17 protein-coding genes and 1 pseudogene are annotated in these 15577 nt (G+C 53.9%); 12 read left to right on the plus strand and 6 right to left on the minus strand.

The window, feature by feature from the left end:
- The first annotated feature begins 76 nt into the window (after positions 1 to 76).
- From IV91_RS0110560 to IV91_RS0110585, 6 genes are all read left to right on the plus strand, one after another.
- Entirely contained in the window at positions 77 to 883 is an 807-nt protein-coding gene (locus IV91_RS0110560) for an AAA family ATPase (protein WP_084190050.1), read from the plus strand.
- A 113-nt stretch (positions 884 to 996) separates the two neighbouring features.
- Positions 997 to 2295, plus strand: a complete 1299-nt coding sequence (locus IV91_RS0110565) for a CpaF family protein (protein WP_411463946.1) — start codon at positions 997 to 999, stop codon at positions 2293 to 2295.
- Positions 2292 to 3272 (plus strand): type II secretion system F family protein, encoded by a 981-nt coding sequence (locus IV91_RS0110570; protein WP_051862554.1) that lies wholly within the window; start codon positions 2292 to 2294, stop codon positions 3270 to 3272. Before IV91_RS0110565 ends, IV91_RS0110570 begins: the two co-directional genes overlap by 4 nt.
- 28 nt (positions 3273 to 3300) lie before the next feature.
- Positions 3301 to 4245 carry a type II secretion system F family protein gene (locus IV91_RS15880; RefSeq protein ID WP_051862556.1) on the plus strand — a complete coding sequence of 315 codons (945 nt, stop codon included), beginning with the start codon at positions 3301 to 3303 and terminating at the stop codon, positions 4243 to 4245.
- A gap of 40 nt (positions 4246 to 4285) precedes the next feature.
- Positions 4286 to 5446 carry a glycosyltransferase family 87 protein gene (locus tag IV91_RS0110580; protein WP_031598216.1) on the plus strand — a complete coding sequence of 387 codons (1161 nt, stop codon included), beginning with the start codon at positions 4286 to 4288 and terminating at the stop codon, positions 5444 to 5446.
- Positions 5439 to 6638 (plus strand): glycosyltransferase family 87 protein, encoded by a 1200-nt coding sequence (locus IV91_RS0110585; protein WP_031598217.1) that lies wholly within the window; start codon positions 5439 to 5441, stop codon positions 6636 to 6638. Before IV91_RS0110580 ends, IV91_RS0110585 begins: the two co-directional genes overlap by 8 nt.
- Before the next feature lie 6 nt (positions 6639 to 6644).
- On the opposite strand, the gene IV91_RS0110590 is transcribed toward IV91_RS0110585, so the two are convergent.
- The 5 genes from IV91_RS0110590 to IV91_RS0110615 all read right to left on the minus strand — a co-directional run bounded on the left by IV91_RS0110590 (position 6645) and on the right by IV91_RS0110615 (position 11573).
- Entirely contained in the window at positions 6645 to 8624 is a 1980-nt protein-coding gene (locus IV91_RS0110590) for a spermidine synthase family protein (protein WP_031598218.1), read from the minus strand.
- Complete coding sequence (locus IV91_RS0110595) at positions 8596 to 10134, minus strand: NAD(P)/FAD-dependent oxidoreductase (RefSeq protein ID WP_031598219.1); 1539 nt, start codon at positions 10132 to 10134, stop codon at positions 8596 to 8598. Before IV91_RS0110595 ends, IV91_RS0110590 begins: the two co-directional genes overlap by 29 nt.
- Before the next feature lie 244 nt (positions 10135 to 10378).
- Complete coding sequence (locus IV91_RS0110605) at positions 10379 to 10618, minus strand: type II toxin-antitoxin system RelE/ParE family toxin (RefSeq protein WP_031598221.1); 240 nt, start codon at positions 10616 to 10618, stop codon at positions 10379 to 10381.
- A complete protein-coding gene (locus IV91_RS0110610) occupies positions 10615 to 10893 on the minus strand; it encodes a hypothetical protein (RefSeq protein WP_031598222.1) in 279 nt (92 codons plus the stop codon). Before IV91_RS0110610 ends, IV91_RS0110605 begins: the two co-directional genes overlap by 4 nt.
- Positions 10894 to 10997: 104 nt before the next feature.
- Positions 10998 to 11573 carry a thioredoxin family protein gene (locus IV91_RS0110615; RefSeq protein WP_031598223.1) on the minus strand — a complete coding sequence of 192 codons (576 nt, stop codon included), beginning with the start codon at positions 11571 to 11573 and terminating at the stop codon, positions 10998 to 11000.
- A gap of 356 nt (positions 11574 to 11929) precedes the next feature.
- Here IV91_RS0110615 and IV91_RS0110620 point away from each other — a divergent pair, with 356 nt between their 5' ends.
- Positions 11930 to 12172, plus strand: coding sequence for an AbrB/MazE/SpoVT family DNA-binding domain-containing protein (locus IV91_RS0110620; RefSeq protein WP_031598224.1), 243 nt, complete (start codon positions 11930 to 11932; stop codon positions 12170 to 12172).
- A complete protein-coding gene (gene mazF / locus IV91_RS0110625) occupies positions 12172 to 12516 on the plus strand; it encodes an endoribonuclease MazF (protein ID WP_031598225.1) in 345 nt (114 codons plus the stop codon). Before IV91_RS0110620 ends, mazF begins: the two co-directional genes overlap by 1 nt.
- A 165-nt stretch (positions 12517 to 12681) precedes the next feature.
- On the opposite strand, the gene IV91_RS19615 is transcribed toward mazF, so the two are convergent.
- Positions 12682 to 12867, minus strand: coding sequence for a hypothetical protein (locus tag IV91_RS19615; protein WP_031598226.1), 186 nt, complete (start codon positions 12865 to 12867; stop codon positions 12682 to 12684).
- On the opposite strand from IV91_RS19615, the pseudogene IV91_RS19765 reads away from it, so the two are divergent.
- The 4 genes and pseudogenes from IV91_RS19765 to IV91_RS0110645 form a co-directional block, all read left to right on the plus strand.
- Positions 12784 to 12957 (plus strand): annotated as a pseudogene (locus IV91_RS19765) (DEAD/DEAH box helicase); the annotation flags it as partial. The gene IV91_RS19615 and the pseudogene IV91_RS19765 sit on opposite strands and share 84 nt — an antisense overlap.
- A 92-nt stretch (positions 12958 to 13049) precedes the next feature.
- Positions 13050 to 13322, plus strand: coding sequence for a type II toxin-antitoxin system TacA family antitoxin (locus IV91_RS0110635; RefSeq protein ID WP_031598227.1), 273 nt, complete (start codon positions 13050 to 13052; stop codon positions 13320 to 13322).
- A complete protein-coding gene (locus IV91_RS0110640) occupies positions 13319 to 13813 on the plus strand; it encodes a GNAT family N-acetyltransferase (protein ID WP_031598228.1) in 495 nt (164 codons plus the stop codon). The genes IV91_RS0110635 and IV91_RS0110640 overlap by 4 nt, the downstream gene beginning before the upstream one ends.
- Positions 13814 to 13937: 124 nt before the next feature.
- Positions 13938 to 15236: a RecQ family ATP-dependent DNA helicase gene (locus IV91_RS0110645; RefSeq protein WP_051862558.1), complete on the plus strand. Its 1299-nt coding sequence runs from the start codon at positions 13938 to 13940 to the stop codon at positions 15234 to 15236.
- Positions 15237 to 15577: the final 341 nt, after the last annotated feature.

Below are 15577 nucleotides of genomic sequence, written 5' to 3' on the forward strand. Positions count from 1 at the left end.
TCAAGGCCTACCTTCGCCTTGAACTCGGGGGTGTGAACTTTCCTCTTCTTCGCTTCGCTCATTTCGCTCATCCCTTATGACAGCGCACAGCATAAACTACTGTCTTGATTTCAGGGTCCACTATAGGGCTTCCTTCATTTCCAGCAATCTCGCTTATATTCTGGCCAAGGTGCATAAAAAACGGGTGTTGATGATCGATCTGGATCTGGAGTTTTCCGATGCGTCATTTTGCCTGACCGACGATGACAGTATCAAGAGTATTGCAGATCTGGTGGCACGCCCCCATTTGTCCGGTCCAGTCATCGAGTCGGCCAGCATACAGATCGAGCAGACTTTCTGGTTGTTGAGGGCTCCCCAGAATCCTGAAATGTCCGTGGGTATCACACCGGATCAGGTGGATGACATCATTTCTGTGGCGGTGCGCCATTACGATTTCGTCTGTATCGATCTGGCACGCACCCTGGAACCCATTGCACTGCGGGTCATGGATCGGTCGGATGTGGTTTTTCCCGTCATGCAGACCGTCCTGCCCTTTGTGCGTGGCATGCAGCGGCTGCAACGCACTTTTCGGGCCCTGCATTACCCTGAGTCCAAAATTCAGCTGGTGGCCAATCGCCAGGGCAACAAGGACGATCTGCCCATGACGGATATCGAGAATGCCCTTCAAGCCAAGTTTGTCGTGCGCTTGCCCAATGACTTTTTCAATGTCAATACCTCGATCAATACCGGGAAACCGCTTATGGAGGTCGCTCCCCAGGGGATTTTGACCCAGGCACTGATTCAGTGGAGCAACCAGTTGTTGGGCGTGAAATCCGAGGAAAAAGTGGTGAATGTGGACCATTCATTGTTGAGTAAACTCACGTCACTCTTCAGATCTTCCTGAAACAGAGGATTGGAAGGCTGGATGAGGATGATAGAAGGAGGATCAAAGTGTCCCTACTGCGCGATTTGCTGAATTCTTCCGTGCCCCCGCCGGCAACGGGGGGAGGACGAGAGGTGGCGATTCCCGCTGTACATCGGGTGGACGTGGAAGCCTCTCGCCTGAAGTCGCAGATCCATCAGGACCTGCTCAAGAAATTTGATTTGTCCATGATGGAGCAAATCTCCGAGGAACAATTGCGTCAGCGGCTGGCCAGTTTTGTCGAAGAGACCATCAAGGAACGCCACCTTGAGATGAGTGACAGCCAACGTCGCGCTTTGGTAACGGCCATCCAGAATGAAGTCATGGGGTTGGGTCCCCTGGAGTCGTTGCTGGCGGATCCGACCATCTCCGACATCCTGGTCAATGGACCCTTCACGGTATTCGTGGAACGCAAGGGTAAACTGGAACTGACCGATGTCAAGTTCACGGATGAGGAGCATCTGATTCGCATCATCGACAAGATCGTGTCCCGCATCGGGCGCCGGGTCGATGAATCCAGTCCCATGGTGGATGCCCGTTTGCCGGACGGGTCACGGGTCAATGCCATCATTCCTCCTCTGGCGCTGGATGGTGCGGCCCTGTCCATTCGCCGTTTTCCGGCAGTTCCCCTCAGTGTGCACGATCTGGTGGATTACGGCAGCATGACCCCGGAAATGTCCATGTTGATCGCTGCCATGGTCAAGTCCCGCCTGAATATCCTGATCTCGGGCGGAACCGGAAGCGGAAAAACGACCCTGCTCAACGTACTGTCCAGTTTCATTCCGGATGATGAACGTTTGGTGACCATCGAAGATGCTGCAGAATTGCGTCTTCAACAACCCCATGTAGTCCGTCTGGAGACACGTCCGGCCAATGTGGAAGGCACGGGGGAAATCAACCAACGGGCCTTGATTCGCAACAGTTTGCGGATGAGACCGGATCGGGTCATCATCGGGGAAGTGCGGGGGGCCGAAGTGATCGATATGTTTCAGGCGATGAATACGGGGCATGAGGGGTCCATGGCCACCATCCATGCCAACAATGCCCATGATGCCCTGAGTCGTCTGGAAAACATGGTGGGAATCTCGGGGATAGTGATCCCCGTGCGTCCCTTGCGCCAGACCATCGTGTCGGCCCTAACGGCTATCATCCAGGCCTCCCGCCTCAGCGATGGGAAACGCAAGGTCATGAGCATTCTTGAAATTACCGGGATGGAAGGAGATATGATCACCACCCAGGAAATTTTCAAGTTCCAGCAAACCGGCATTGCGGCAGACGGGGCAGTTCTGGGGCGCCATCGGGCAACGGGGGTCAGACCCCGGTTCATGGATCGTCTGTTATCCCATGGCTCGGCATTGCCGGAACGTCTGTTTGACCCGGATGCCTCGCGATGAATACTCTCGACTTTTGGGGTTATCTGCTGCTGATCATGGGGTTTCTGGCCCTGTTTGGGCTGCTGGAGTTTACGCTGACCTTCTTCGGTAATCGTTCGGCAGCAGACCATTCCAAACGATTCAAGATGCGCTTCAGTCTGATCATGGACGACATGCCGACGATTGAAAAAAGTTGGATCAAGAAAGGGGCCTATGCCCAGAATCCCGCGCTGGACGAGCAACTGAAACAATTTTCCCGGTTGGAAGCCCTTTACCTTCTGATTGGTCGAAGCGGGAAAAAGATGACCGTGGCTCAGGTCCTGGGATACATGGGGGCCAGCGGGGTACTGGGACTGGGGCTCGGGTGGGGATTTGGCCTGGGGGTTCTGGCGCTTCCTCTGGGGGCGATAGGGGCTTTTGCGCCTCTGGCCCTGTTGCGGCACTGGGTGCATGCGCGGAGTACCAAAATCGAGGAACAATTGCCCGATGCCCTGGATATGCTGGCCCAGTCACTGCGGGCCGGTCACGCGTTTTCCGGGGCCTTCCGGGTGGTTGGGCAACAAAGTCCCGAACCGATTGGCAGTGAATTTCGTATGACCTCCGATGAGGTGACCTATGGTTCCTCCATTCGCGAGGCCGTGTTGGGACTGGCCCAGCGGGTCGAATTGATGGATGTGCGTTACTTTGTCCTGACGGTATTGATTCAACTGGATACGGGGGGGAGCCTGAGCAACTTGCTGCAGGAGTTGGCCAAGTTGATGCGTGAGCGCCAGAAGTTGCGGCGCACTATCCGGGTGTTGTCGGCGGAAGGGCGAGTTTCGGCCTGGATCCTGTGTTTGTTGCCCGTGGCTTTTGGTTTGTTGATGACGGTGATGAGCCCGGATTATTTGTCCTATTTCTGGAAAGAACCCATGGGACAGCAGTTGGTGAAGGGGATGGCGGGATTGTTCGTCCTGGGTATCCTGTGGATGAAAAGCGTGACGACGATCAAGGTATAGAACCCATGAACGTTGGGGGGTATCGGTAATGGATCTGTTCATCCTGGCGGTGGGAGGGGTTGCCGTTCTGTTGATCCTGGGTATGGGGATGGTTCTGTGGAATCAGATCAACCCGCCCGCCGCGCGCCGCTTGAAAAAATCGGTACAGGGCGAGCGTCAGATCGAATTTGGGACCCGGTCCCAAGTCGAGGTTGCAAGGCAACAACTGAAGAAGCGGATCAGTCCCCTGGCCCGTTTTTCCATGCAGGAGGATAAAGCGAAACCGGAAGAGGTTTCGGCGCTGACCAAGCAGTTACAGTCCGCTGGGTATCGGAATGAATCAGCCAAAGTCGTTTATTTTTCCTTCAAGACATTGTTGACCCTGGTGATGCCCCTCACCTTTTTATTGGGGGTGCTGATTTTTCAACCGACCTGGAAACCTGCCCTGATCGCCTATGTGGTTTTTTTCATGGCGGCGGGGGGGTACTTTCTGCCCAATATCGTGCTGAGTAAAATGGTCGCCCGACGGCGCGAAGAATTGTCCAAAAATTTTCCGGACGCGCTGGATTTGCTGCGGACCTGTGTGGAGGCGGGCTTGTCTGCGGATGCCGGACTGGCCCGGGTGGGGGAAGAAATGCGTATCCGCAGCCGGGCCCTGGCCGATGAATTGCGTCAGGTGGTTCTGGAACAACGGGCGGGTGCCAGTCGCAATCAGGCCTTGGCCAACATGGCGGAACGGGTGGGCATTCGGGATGTGGAAGCCATGGTGTCTTCGCTCATTCAGTCGGAAAAGTTTGGAACCAGCATTGCCGAATCCTTGCGGGTCTATTCTGAAAGTTTGCGACTGGACCGACGCCTGAAAGCGGAAGAACAGGCGGCCAAGATCCCGACAAAAATCCTCCTTCCTCTCATCTTGTGCATCTTTCCGCTCCTGTTCATTCTGATTCTCGCCCCTCCCCTTCATAATGCCCTGTCTTCCTTCCACCACCAGTGACGAATCCGCAGGGGTTCGTCAGGGGGACAGGATACCCTGGTTGACTGCTCGGCGTGTCTCACTGTACGGAGCAGTTTTTGGACTGTTTTTTCTGATTCTGTATGGTCGGGAATTGTACGGTTCCCGCTGGTTTCATCCGGGTGGAAAACCCCTGTTTCTGGACTATGGGGTGTTCTGGACCATGGTCCGCCTGGCGGCTCAGGGTCAGGCTAAATCCGCCTACTTGGCGGATCTCGTGGGGCAGCACTTGGTGGGGTTTCTTGATCAGCGTGAATCCGTCACCTTTGGCTGGTTCTATCCCCCCTATTTCTTCTTTTATCTTTATCCGTTTTCCGGATTGACGGCTTTGGTGAGTTATGGATGCTTCATGGGGCTCTCCGCAGCACTTTTCTGTTCCGGAATTTATGTGACCTGGCCAAGCCGGGCAACCCTCTGGGCATTATTTGGGTTTTCCGGGCTCTGGCTCAATCTGAACTTCGGACAGAATGGTTTTCTGACTGCGGGATTGGTGGCTTGGGGTTTGTACTGGCTGGAAAAAAAACCAATCCTGGCGGGTATTGCCCTTGGGTTGCTGAGCTTCAAACCGCAACTGGGGGTTCTCTTCCCCCTGGTGCTGGTGGCGGGACGGGAATGGCGTTGCCTCATCAGTGCCACGGTGACGGTATGTTTTCTGGTGCTGACTAGCTTGCTGGTGTATGGTACGGAAGCTTGGATGGCCTGGGCCCAGGCGCTGCTTCGGGCCCATCAGGAACTGGGACAGGCCGGGTTGGAACATCTGCTCAAAGTCACCTCTTATTATTCCTGGGTTCGGCAATGGGGGGGAAGTCAAACAGGGGCGGAAATGGTTCAGGGAGGGATGGCGGGGATGGTTGCGTGGTGCCTCTGGAAAGTTTGGCGTAGCCCGGTGGCCCGTTCTTCAAAATATGCTTTGCTGATCCTGGGATCCTTGATGGTCAGTCCCTATGTACTGCAATATGATCTGACCTGGCTGGCGGTCTGGGGTGTCTGGTGGGGACGGGGTTTGGTAGGGAAAAGTCAACCGGTGGAAAAGACCCTGATGGTGATGGTGTGGGTGGTTCCCGCATTGACCTATGTGACGACACACCGGAACTGGACTCTGCCCATCGCACAACTCTCCTTGATGGCCGCATTCTGGTGGGTTTGGAGAAGAAGCCAGGAAACCTCATTGCCCAATGGCTAAAATCTATCTGCGTCTGGATCCGTCACAAACCACCCGCTTGGGTGCCATTGGCGTGGGGATTTACGGAGCAATTGCCCTGTTTTTTGTGGGGTTTTCCTCGGCGGTCTCCAAAAACGGCTTTCTGATGGTTTCCGATCTGTCGGTCTATTGGGTGGCGGCGGTGATGGCGTTGCAGGGCAGGGCAGGGGCGGCCTATCAGGAACCGATTCTCCATGCCACGTTGGCGTATTTTGTTCCTACCATTAAAGGACATTTCGGTTGGTTTTATCCCCCCGCCTATTATTTATTGATTCTGCCCTTGGGGTTTCTCCCCCACTATTTCCCCGCTTATCTTGCGTGGATTTTGCCGACATTGGGGGCGTGGGTCAAGGTGTTGAGACGCTATTCGGTCAAGCCCTCCACCTACTGGTTCCTGGGTTCCTTTGGTGGGGTATGGTTGAATTTTCTGCATGGACAAAATGGGTTTTTGACGGCAGCCTTATGTGGGGCTGCCCTTTTGTCCCTGCGCAAAAACTCCGGGTGGACTGGGGTCTGGATCGGGTTGCTGGCTATGAAACCGCAATTGGGTCTGGTTTTCCCCTTTGTCTTGTTATTGAATCGGGCCTGGCGAGATCTGGCGGTGGCCGCAGCCGTAGTGCTGATCAGCAATGGGATAGCGGTCGCTGTTCTGGGGGATGCCGTCTTCTGGGGTTGGTGGCAAGGGATGGGCCTTGCCCGGCGCATGATGGAACAGGACGGGATGGGCAGTCATTACTGGCTCAATATGCCCACTGTGTATGCACAGTTACGTTTGTTCGGGGTATCTTCACTCACGGCCTATGGTATTCACTGGACGCTGGCAGCCATCAGTTGGGGCTGGCTGACGTTGGTATGGAAACGGACCACGGAGTGGCAGTGGCGTGGGACAACCCTGATCCTCGTCAGTTTGATGACCAGTCCCTATCTGATGGATTATGACCTCATCTGGCTGGGCTATGTTTTGATTTTCATGCTGGAAAACGGCCAAACCGAGGGGTGGTACCCAGGGGAGCGCTGGATGGTATTGGTGCTCTGGATTCTTCCCGTAGCCGGACGTCTGCTGGTTGGGGTGACGAATGTGCAGATCGCCCCATTCATCCTGTGGATCGCCATGGGCATGATCTGGCGTCGCATTTCCAGTACTGAGGAGAATCAGGCAGTATGCGAACCATGATCCGGATTACTTCTGAATGGGGCAGCCATAGATATAAAACCGATCAGCAGTCACCCACCTTTTGCTATGGCCAATGGATTTTAGATAAGTGAATGGGATGGGGGAATTCCAGATTTTCGGATGCATCCCTTCTATGGAGTGCAATAGCACCATGCCACCCAGACCGGGATTTTCACGGCAAACTTTTTTAACTTGTTCCTGCGTGGGTGACCCTGAAGTCTCTTCACCTGGAAGCGGAGTACAAAAAGAAGAACCGACAGAAAATTCCGTGGTATGCAAGGGTTGGAAACTCTGATAACGCTGCCAGTAATTTATCGCCGTCTCCCTGGAAAACAAAGAGCCGGTCCCCTGAGAACAGGAAAAATAACTTGAGCGCCGCAGCAGAAACCAAGGAACGGTCAAATCTCCCTCCCAGTAGATGGGACGCCCCTGCGGGAGGATTTTGGACAGATCGGAAGGGGGGCCAGAAGCCTCATCTATACTCTTGATCCACGGCGATCGTTGGTCCCATACCATCAGAGACCCCAGCAGCAATAAATTGATCATCCCGAAGCGAATGCGAACAGATGACTTCGTGGAGAAACCGGCACACGATTCTTTGAGAGAGAGACTCATCAACATAAGTGCACCCAACGTGAACACAAACTCTATTAAGAGTACATGCGCGGTTTCGCCGCGAACAGTATCTAGGATGAAAGTATTCCAGAAGAAAAACGCCGTCTGGAAAAATACCACCAGAAAAAATGAGGCCACCAACCACCGTCCCCAAAGGGGTAAAGGTTCTGGAGTTCGTTCTTCCCACTGCTGTACCAGAAAAGCCACCGCCATGAGTGGGGTAGCCAGTAAATAGAATCCCCCATGAAATCCTGCCAATAAAGTCAATAAAAACGCACCCATCCACAGCCATCGGGCATGGTAACTGCGAGGATCGTGGAACAATGTGATCAACCTCTGTGCAATAAACAAATGAGAAATCAGACTCACCATCCACATTGCGCGCCATAACTGGGCATCCAGGATCAAAACATTTTTTAATAAGTCTCCTCCCAGCCAACTCAAAACAATCCCGCCCACCCCAATCAGCGATGCCAGTTTCAAGAACTGTCGTTCTTTGTTTCCTGCTTTTTGCATTGCCCAAAGCGTCAATAAAACCGTATGAATCACTGCAGACCACTCCCCCATCCCCCATTGGGAGATGAAACAATAGGGGCTGCGCTGATGCACAATGTTTAGCCACACTGGGTCAAAGGGCTGTGTCAGTCGAACGAAGGGCTGTACTCCGCTCGCCGCCAATCCAAGGACGATCGTGCCTGCCAGCGCACAGGCCCACCAGCCGGTTTTTTTCCGCCCAAAAAACCACAAAAACCAGAATACGATTCCCGGAAGAGTCATCAGGGGATGAATGACCGTCCCTACACCCAATAAGCCCAAGGAAAAGAATATCCGTTCGCGCCAAATGGCGCCCAAAGCTACAAGTGTGAGAGCTTCAGCCAATATACGGGGGGTGAGAATCGGTTCGCCATAATGAAAAACCAAACCGGCTGATCCGGGAAATACGATGACGCCCGCCATGGCAAGATAGGCCCACTTCTCTTGAAACATTCCTTTTGCCAAGTAGACCAGTCCACTTACCCAAGCCAATTGGGTCAGAAGTGTCAGGGCGATGTGGGCGTGCGCCAGCCCCAATGAGGCGATGGCTGGTCCGTAGATTCTGGAAAAAATGGAAAACTGATCCTGTGACCCAAAGGCAAAATACAGGTCGTTGGCATAGCGGTCCGGCCACAGAAAATGCAGCGCCTGAACAGTGTAATATTCCGAGTCCCAGAGAATTCCTTCATAGGGGCGAGTCACCAACCACAATATCAACAGAAGCAGAATGAGACTCAATCGGCTCGGTTTTTCTGTGCAGGAGCCGCCTTCCGAGACATCTACCACCACCTTCGGGATGTCCTTTGTCTCAACGACTGGATACTTTTGCGGGAACATGTCGCTCTTCCACCCCTTCTTCCTGAGGCAAACCACTGCATCTTTCATGGCGTGAGTTTTCTTCTTCGTGGTACTCCGCATCCTGATTGACTTGCCAAACATCAAATATCCGTTTCCCTGCCAAGATATTTTTAACGGTGAGCAATGCCGTCATCATGGCATGATCCTGGTTGTTGTATTTGTGCATGCCATTGCGACCCACGAGGTGCAAGGTTGAACAATGGGCTTCCAGATAATCACGAATCGTTCCGATTCGTTCTTCATAACCCTCGTCATAAACGGGATAAGCCTTGGGCTGACGAACTACTGTTCCATCCACGATCTCGTCCGGCAAGGCCAGCCCCAACTGAATCAACTCTTGGGATGCCAAATCAACGAGTTCCGCATCGGTCGCCGTCCATAAACCATCCCCCTCGAAGCAAAAATACTCCATTCCATAGCAGTTGAGTGCGGGGTCCGGCACCATGTCGGGAGACCAGGATTTGAAGTTCTGAATACGTCCCACCTTGACGCCGGGATCATGAATGTAGATCCAGTTATCGTCAAATCGATGACGCTCTCGTACGATCAATGCCACCACCAGAAAATCCCGATAACGCAGGCTGTTTGTGGCCTGCAGAATGGTTTCCGGTAGTGTTGGTTGCAAAATCAACCCGAGAGAACGCAGCGGCATGCTGCTGATGACATGATCACAAAGAAATTTTCGTTCCTGACCTTCTCCACTGCGAGTGGTCACCTCCCAGCCCATACCCGGTCCGCAATCTTTCAACTCCACCACACGCTGCCCCAGGAGTACTTCCCCTCCCTGCTGTTCGATACGCTTGGCTGCTGCCGACCATAACATACCGGGGCCTCGACGAGGATAATGAAACTGGGTGACCAGGGTCTTGATGGTGTCCTGTCGTTCTCCCGAGGCTATGGCTTGCGGTCGCAAGGCGTGCCAGATCGCCTTGAACAGAGACAGCCCTTTGATGCGCTGAGCCGCCCAGTCGGCGGAGATTTCCGTGCATTTCATTCCCCATACCTTCTCGGTATAGGTCTTGAAAAAAATCTCGAACAGCCGGCGTCCAAAATGATGGGTTACCCACTCTTCAAAGTTCCTGGGCTCCTTTGCTGGTTGCAAGCACACGCGAAGATAGGACAGAATACAACGCAATGCCTCGCTAACCCCCAATTTCCCGAGTGCATCAAAAGCCCTGAGGGGATAATCAAACAATTTGCCGCGATATAAAATGCGTGACTTGCGGGGACGCAACAAAAAATCTTCTCCCAACAACTCATCCCACAAATGTTCGATCTCCGTAGATTTGGAGAAGAACCGATGACCGCCGATATCGAAGCAGAATCCTTTGTACAGTACGGTGCGTGATATGCCTCCGACATAGGATTCGTCCTGCTCCAGGACCGTGACCCTTGCCCCCTGACAGTCACGGGTGAGTAAATAACCCGCGGTCAATCCTGCCGGGCCTGCGCCAATACATACCACAGAAACTTTTTTCAACAATCCCATGTAGTCATCGAGCCTCAGAGATAGGCCGTGGCCCCGTGGATGATGCGGAAAGTGCCGTGCAAATACCAGTGGTCAAAAATAGAAAGATCCAACGAACCAGCGGAATCATGCGGGCAGATCGATTGAAAGAGTAGGCACTTGGCTACAAATCCGAGGGAATGCAACAGGGGATGCTGCAGGTCGAGGCGCAGGCGCTGCAGAAGTTGCTGACAAACGTGATGTCCCCTGGAACACTGCCTTCCCTTCACTTCCGCACTGGTGGCCACTGCCGGGAGGTATGAACCAAGGCCAGCATCCACACGGTTTCCCCGCTGATTTCGTACACCAGACGATAACTGTCATGGGGGATCAGTTCGCGGGTGCCCTGAATCTTGCCAAGCTGCCCTAGGTTGGGATGGTCGGCGGCCCGTGGGTTGTCGGCTACGATATGGTCCCACACATCAGCGCGATCCTGCTGCGCTTCTGGCGTCCAAATGACCCTCACGCCTGAACTGCCACGGCGGTCCGCCGTGCGGCAAACTCGGCTTCAACATCCTCATTCGACCGGCCAACGCTGGCACCCATCGAGATTCGACCAGCCTCTACTTTGACGCGCAGAAAATCCTCATATTCCCTTGCGTTGCGTTGCTGCCGTACAAATTCGCGCATCAACTCGCGGAGCACTTGAGACGCGGGCCGGTGTGTTGCCTCAGCCTCGGCCATGAATTCGGCGCGCAGTTCCGGCTCCAACTTCATCGTGAAAACGGCTTCTTTCGACATGAGTCGGCTCCCCCCTTTAATTAGGTGATGACGTAGTATATGCGTTATTTTGCGCGACCTCCAACCGCACCCTTTCATCGTCAGTGGGGCAACTGTAATACCCGTTAGAAGTAATCGGGCTCGTTTCCTTCCTTCCATTTGATATTGCAGCCCAGGCTGGGAAACTGATCCGTGACCTGCGGTGCGTCGATGAGGACGGCTTCCAACGCGGTGATGAGATCCTTGCCGGTGACTGGTTCTGCGTTTTTTGGACGACTTCCGTCGAACTGTCCCCGATAAACCAGTTGATGATGGCGATCAAAGAGAAAAAAGTCCGGGGTACAGGCGGCTTGGTAGGTTTGGGCGACGGTCTGGGATTCATCATACAGATAAGGGAAGGCATAGCCAGCGAGGAGACTTTCCTCCTTCATCTTTTCCGGATTGTCCAAGGGGTAGCGGGCGGCATCATTGGCGTTGATGCCCACCACGGCCAAGCCCCGGGTCATGAATCGACCGGTGACCTCAGCCAGTTTTTCGCGGATATGGATGACATAAGGGCAATGGTTGCACAGGAAGATGACCAGCAGGGGCTTCTGGTTTGCCAGGTCGGAAAGCCGCCAGATTTTGCCATCGGCGTCCGGGAGAGAAAAATCCGGTGCCTGGGTTCCGAGGGCGAGCATAGTGGAAGCGGTTTGTGCCATGGGGTCAATTCCTGAACAGTAAGGACTGGTTGGGATTATAACGAAGAAACTACATTCTTACCGGTGCCGTTCCTGATTGGGTGGCTGTCTATACTGGGGGTCATGGACCCTGCACTGAAAATCTTGCGTGAGACTTTTGGATACACGGAATTTCGTGGGTTCCGGAAAAAGTGACCGACACTCTGTCGCAAAATTCCGCTTCAATCTGAATCGGATAAAAGGGCCGCTCGTCTACCGGACGCTTACCTCTCTTCGACCCGATTCACCGTACAAGGTGGGGCACGTAGTAGCACAGTAGCACTTTCCTTTTTCGGGCAATGTATCTACAATGTAGAAACATAAACAGGAGGAATCTCATGGAAGCCGTAATCCGTAAGTGGGGCAACAGCCCGGCATTGAGACTGCCAACTTCAGCACTGAAGGAGGCAGGCTATCACCTCGAGCAGAAGGTGGATCTGATCGTTTCACGAGGTCGCATCATCATTCAGCCTTTGAAAAAGGTGGAATATGACCTGGATGCGTTGGTGGGTGGTGTCACTGCCAGCAATGGGCACAGTGAGTTCGGCTTTGGCAAACCCGTAGGTAAAGAGGTGCTCTGATGGCGGCACGTGGCTATATCCCCGATGCTAGCGATGTTGTCTGGCTTGAATTCGACCCGCAGGCAGGGCACGAACAGGCGGGTCACCGCCCGGCATTGGTGATCAGTCCGGCCAAATACAACGGTAAAACAGGCTTGATGGTCTGTTGTCCGATAACCACGAAGATCAAGGGTCACCCCTTTGAGGTCGTTACTCAGGTCGATGGCGTCGACTGTGCGGTGTTGTCTGATCAAGTCAAGTCACTCGACTGGAAAGTGCGCCGGGCCAAGAAGAAGGCAGTTGTGCCGCCAGAAGTCATGATCCACGTCCGCGCTAAAATGAAAGCGTTGCTCATGATCACCTGAAAATTCACTGTGTTCAGAAAACTCAATCGTCTCAGCAATGAATGCTTTTTTAGGTTCGTCAGTAAAATGGGTGGGTGAGTTTTGGTTCGGGTAATTTTCCAAGTACATGATATAGCGCGAGTTCCAGCATTTCAAAGGTCCTGAAACCATACGCTTTTCTCATAGTTACACCAGTCGCATGGCCTCGGAGGCGCGCACTTCGTCAAGTGCCAGATTCGGTTTGGCGACACTGTGGAACCGGTCAAGAATATTCAGTTCGTTCGTGCAATGCTTCTCGATGCACTGAAAATCTTGCGTGAGACTTTTGGATACACGGAATTTCGTGGGTTCCAGAAGGAGGTGATCGATCATGTCAGTGGCGGGGGGAACGCGCTGGTACTGATGCCCACCGGCGGAGGCAAGTCTCTGTGCTACCAGATCCCGGGATTGTTGAGACCCGGCGTGTGGAATACGGCAACCAATGTATTGACAACAGTTACACTGACGACTATGCTTTGTGTATCTACTATGTATGCATTGAGAGGGGAAATTCCATGCGCAACGCTGCCATCAACCTGCGTGCATTGCCAGAGCAACGAAACTTGATTGACCATGCCGCAACCCTGTTAGGAAAGAACCGTTCGGACTTCATGCTCGAGGCTGCCTGCGACAAAGCGCAAGCGGTAGTACTTGACCAGGTTTTCTTCAAGATGGATGCCGACAAGTTCATGCAGTTCACTGCAATGCTCGATGCCCCGCCCAGCCACAATCCGGGTCTTGAGCGTCTCATGACCGTGACTGCTCCCTGGGTCAACGCCAAGGCATGAGTTTGCAACTCACTGCACCTCAGCCGCTCGTGGCCACCCACCTTCTGGATGGATTCGAGTGCGGTGAGGCCGTTCTCGACGAGTGGCTCAAGCGCCGCGCAATGACCAACCAATTGAGCGGTGCCAGCCGCACGTTTGTGGTAGCGGATCAGGACGGCCGTGTTTACGGCTACTACGCCATGGCAGCTGGCGCTGTCTCGCACCCGATGGCAACCGGTTTGGTGCGCCGGAACATGCCTGATCCAGTTCCGGTGATGGTTCTGGCTCGGCTCGCGGTTGAGCATCGCGCCCAGGGTATCAAACTTGGCGCATCCCTGCTGCAAGACGCTGTCAACCGGGTAGTGATGGTTTCTCGGAACGCCGGTGTCCGAGCGCTGCTGGTGCATGCGCTTCATGACCGTGCCAAAGAGTTCTACGAGCACCATGGTTTTCGGGAATCGCCGCAGCATCCGATGACGCTGATGCTACGCCTGAACACCGTGAAGGGCTGACGGGGTTTATTGGTCGGACCCTGGGGTCAATTCCTGAACAGTAAGGACTGGTTGGGATTATAACGAAGAAACTACATTCTTACTGGTGCCGTTCCCGATTGGGTGGCTGTCTATACTGGGGGTCATGGACCCTGCACTGAAAATCTTGCGTGAGACTTTTGGATACACGGAATTTCGTGGGTTCCAGAAGGAGGTGATCGATCATGTCGGTGGCGGGGGGCATGCACTGGTGCTGATGCCCACCGGCGGAGGCAAGTCTCTGTGCTACCAGATCCCGGGATTGTTGAGACCCGGCGTGACTCTGGTCATTTCACCGCTTATTGCCCTGATGCAGGATCAGGTTCAGGCACTCCGGAAGCGCGGGGTTGCTGCGGCATGCCTCAATTCATTTCAGGCAGAAGTTGAGATGAGAGAGGTTCAGAAAGCGTTGATGGCCCATGAACTCAAATTCCTTTACCTGGCTCCCGAACGTTTGGTTCAGCGTCACTTTCAGTCGTTACTGAAGGGATTGTACGAGGGCAGGCAAGTGGCGTTGTTTGCCATTGATGAGTGTCATTGCATTGCCGAATGGGGACATGATTTTCGGCCTGAATATCGACAGTTGTCCGTACTGGCCGAGCAATATCCTGAGGTTCCACGCATTGCCGTGACGGCAACGGCCGATGTGCACACCCGCCAGGAAATAGGCGAATCCCTGACATTGGACGGGGCACGGTGTTTCGTCAGCAGTTTCGACCGGCCCAATCTGCATTATTGTGCGATGGAGCGAAAGGCGCTCATGCCACAGGTAGAAAATTTTCTTCAGCGGCACTGTGGGCAAAGCGGAATAGTGTATTGTCCTACTCGCCGAATGGTGGAAAGTCTTGCCATGCGGCTACAAATCGCGGGTTGGCCCTGCCTTCATTATCATGCGGGATTGAGTTCGGCCTTGCGTGAGCAGGCGCAGAACCAATTTCTTCAGCCATCGGGACAGATCATGATTGCGACGATTGCCTTTGGGATGGGCATTGACAAGCCGGACATTCGTTTCGTGATTCATCTGGCTGCCCCACGTTCTCTCGAGGGATACTATCAGGAAACCGGGAGAGCAGGACGGGATGGGCAGGTATCTGAAGTATTGTTGCTCCATCATCCTGAGGACGGGTTGCTTTTTTGTGCTGAGGAGGCAGGAACCGGAAATTCATCTCGTCAACTTGTGTGGCAAAGAAAGCGCGAAGGGGTGGAGAGATTCATCCGTACGCAGCGGTGCCGGCGCCAGGTTCTGCTGGACTATTTTGGTGAAAGCCATGAAGGCCATTGCGGGACCTGCGATGTGTGTCACCCGGCTTACCAGCATTGGACGGGGTCCTTCAAACGTCTTTCGACGGTTTTGTTCGCCCCTTCCTACAGACAGAGCTTGGGAAGAAATCGGATTGGACAATGAAATGCAACTCCTCGGGTATGTCGTGAATTTGATAATTCGTGGTACACGCGGCACCCTAATGCTCCTGATTGTTCACCACCCTGAGGAGATCCCATGCCGACTTACCGTTCACGTACCACGACCCAAGGCCGCAACATGGCGGGAGCGCGCGCTGTGGCGCGCCACCGGCATGAAGGATGGCGATTTCGAAAAGCCGATTGTCGCCGTCGTCAATTCGTTCTCGCAGTCCGAGCGTTACGAGCAGAACGACCTCGATCGTAGCGCCGGCTGCATCCGTGACCGCGCGCACGCGTATTCGCAGGATGGTGGCCTCGCTGTCCTGTATGGGAATATCGCGGAGA

The sequence above is a fragment of the Ferrovum myxofaciens genome (assembly GCF_000735045.1).
In the GTDB taxonomy this organism is placed as follows: Bacteria; Pseudomonadota; Gammaproteobacteria; order Burkholderiales; family Ferrovaceae; genus Ferrovum; species Ferrovum myxofaciens.

Excerpts from the sequence above, each read along its gene's own strand:
- IV91_RS0110560 (WP_084190050.1), top strand. The coding sequence starts at position 77 with ATGACAGCGCACAGCATAAACTACTGTCTTGATTTCAGGGTCCACTAT.
- IV91_RS0110570 (WP_051862554.1), top strand. The coding sequence starts at position 2,292 with ATGAATACTCTCGACTTTTGGGGTTATCTGCTGCTGATCATGGGGTTT.
- IV91_RS15880 (WP_051862556.1), top strand. The coding sequence starts at position 3,301 with ATGGATCTGTTCATCCTGGCGGTGGGAGGGGTTGCCGTTCTGTTGATC.
- IV91_RS0110585 (WP_031598217.1), top strand. The coding sequence starts at position 5,439 with ATGGCTAAAATCTATCTGCGTCTGGATCCGTCACAAACCACCCGCTTG.
- IV91_RS0110590 (WP_031598218.1), bottom strand. The coding sequence starts at position 8,624 with ATGTTCCCGCAAAAGTATCCAGTCGTTGAGACAAAGGACATCCCGAAG.
- IV91_RS0110595 (WP_031598219.1), bottom strand. The coding sequence starts at position 10,134 with ATGGGATTGTTGAAAAAAGTTTCTGTGGTATGTATTGGCGCAGGCCCG.
- IV91_RS0110610 (WP_031598222.1), bottom strand. The coding sequence starts at position 10,893 with ATGTCGAAAGAAGCCGTTTTCACGATGAAGTTGGAGCCGGAACTGCGC.
- IV91_RS0110615 (WP_031598223.1), bottom strand. The coding sequence starts at position 11,573 with ATGGCACAAACCGCTTCCACTATGCTCGCCCTCGGAACCCAGGCACCG.
- IV91_RS0110620 (WP_031598224.1), top strand. The coding sequence starts at position 11,930 with ATGGAAGCCGTAATCCGTAAGTGGGGCAACAGCCCGGCATTGAGACTG.
- mazF (WP_031598225.1), top strand. The coding sequence starts at position 12,172 with ATGGCGGCACGTGGCTATATCCCCGATGCTAGCGATGTTGTCTGGCTT.
- IV91_RS19615 (WP_031598226.1), bottom strand. The coding sequence starts at position 12,867 with ATGATCGATCACCTCCTTCTGGAACCCACGAAATTCCGTGTATCCAAA.
- IV91_RS0110635 (WP_031598227.1), top strand. The coding sequence starts at position 13,050 with ATGCGCAACGCTGCCATCAACCTGCGTGCATTGCCAGAGCAACGAAAC.
- IV91_RS0110640 (WP_031598228.1), top strand. The coding sequence starts at position 13,319 with ATGAGTTTGCAACTCACTGCACCTCAGCCGCTCGTGGCCACCCACCTT.
- IV91_RS0110645 (WP_051862558.1), top strand. The coding sequence starts at position 13,938 with ATGGACCCTGCACTGAAAATCTTGCGTGAGACTTTTGGATACACGGAA.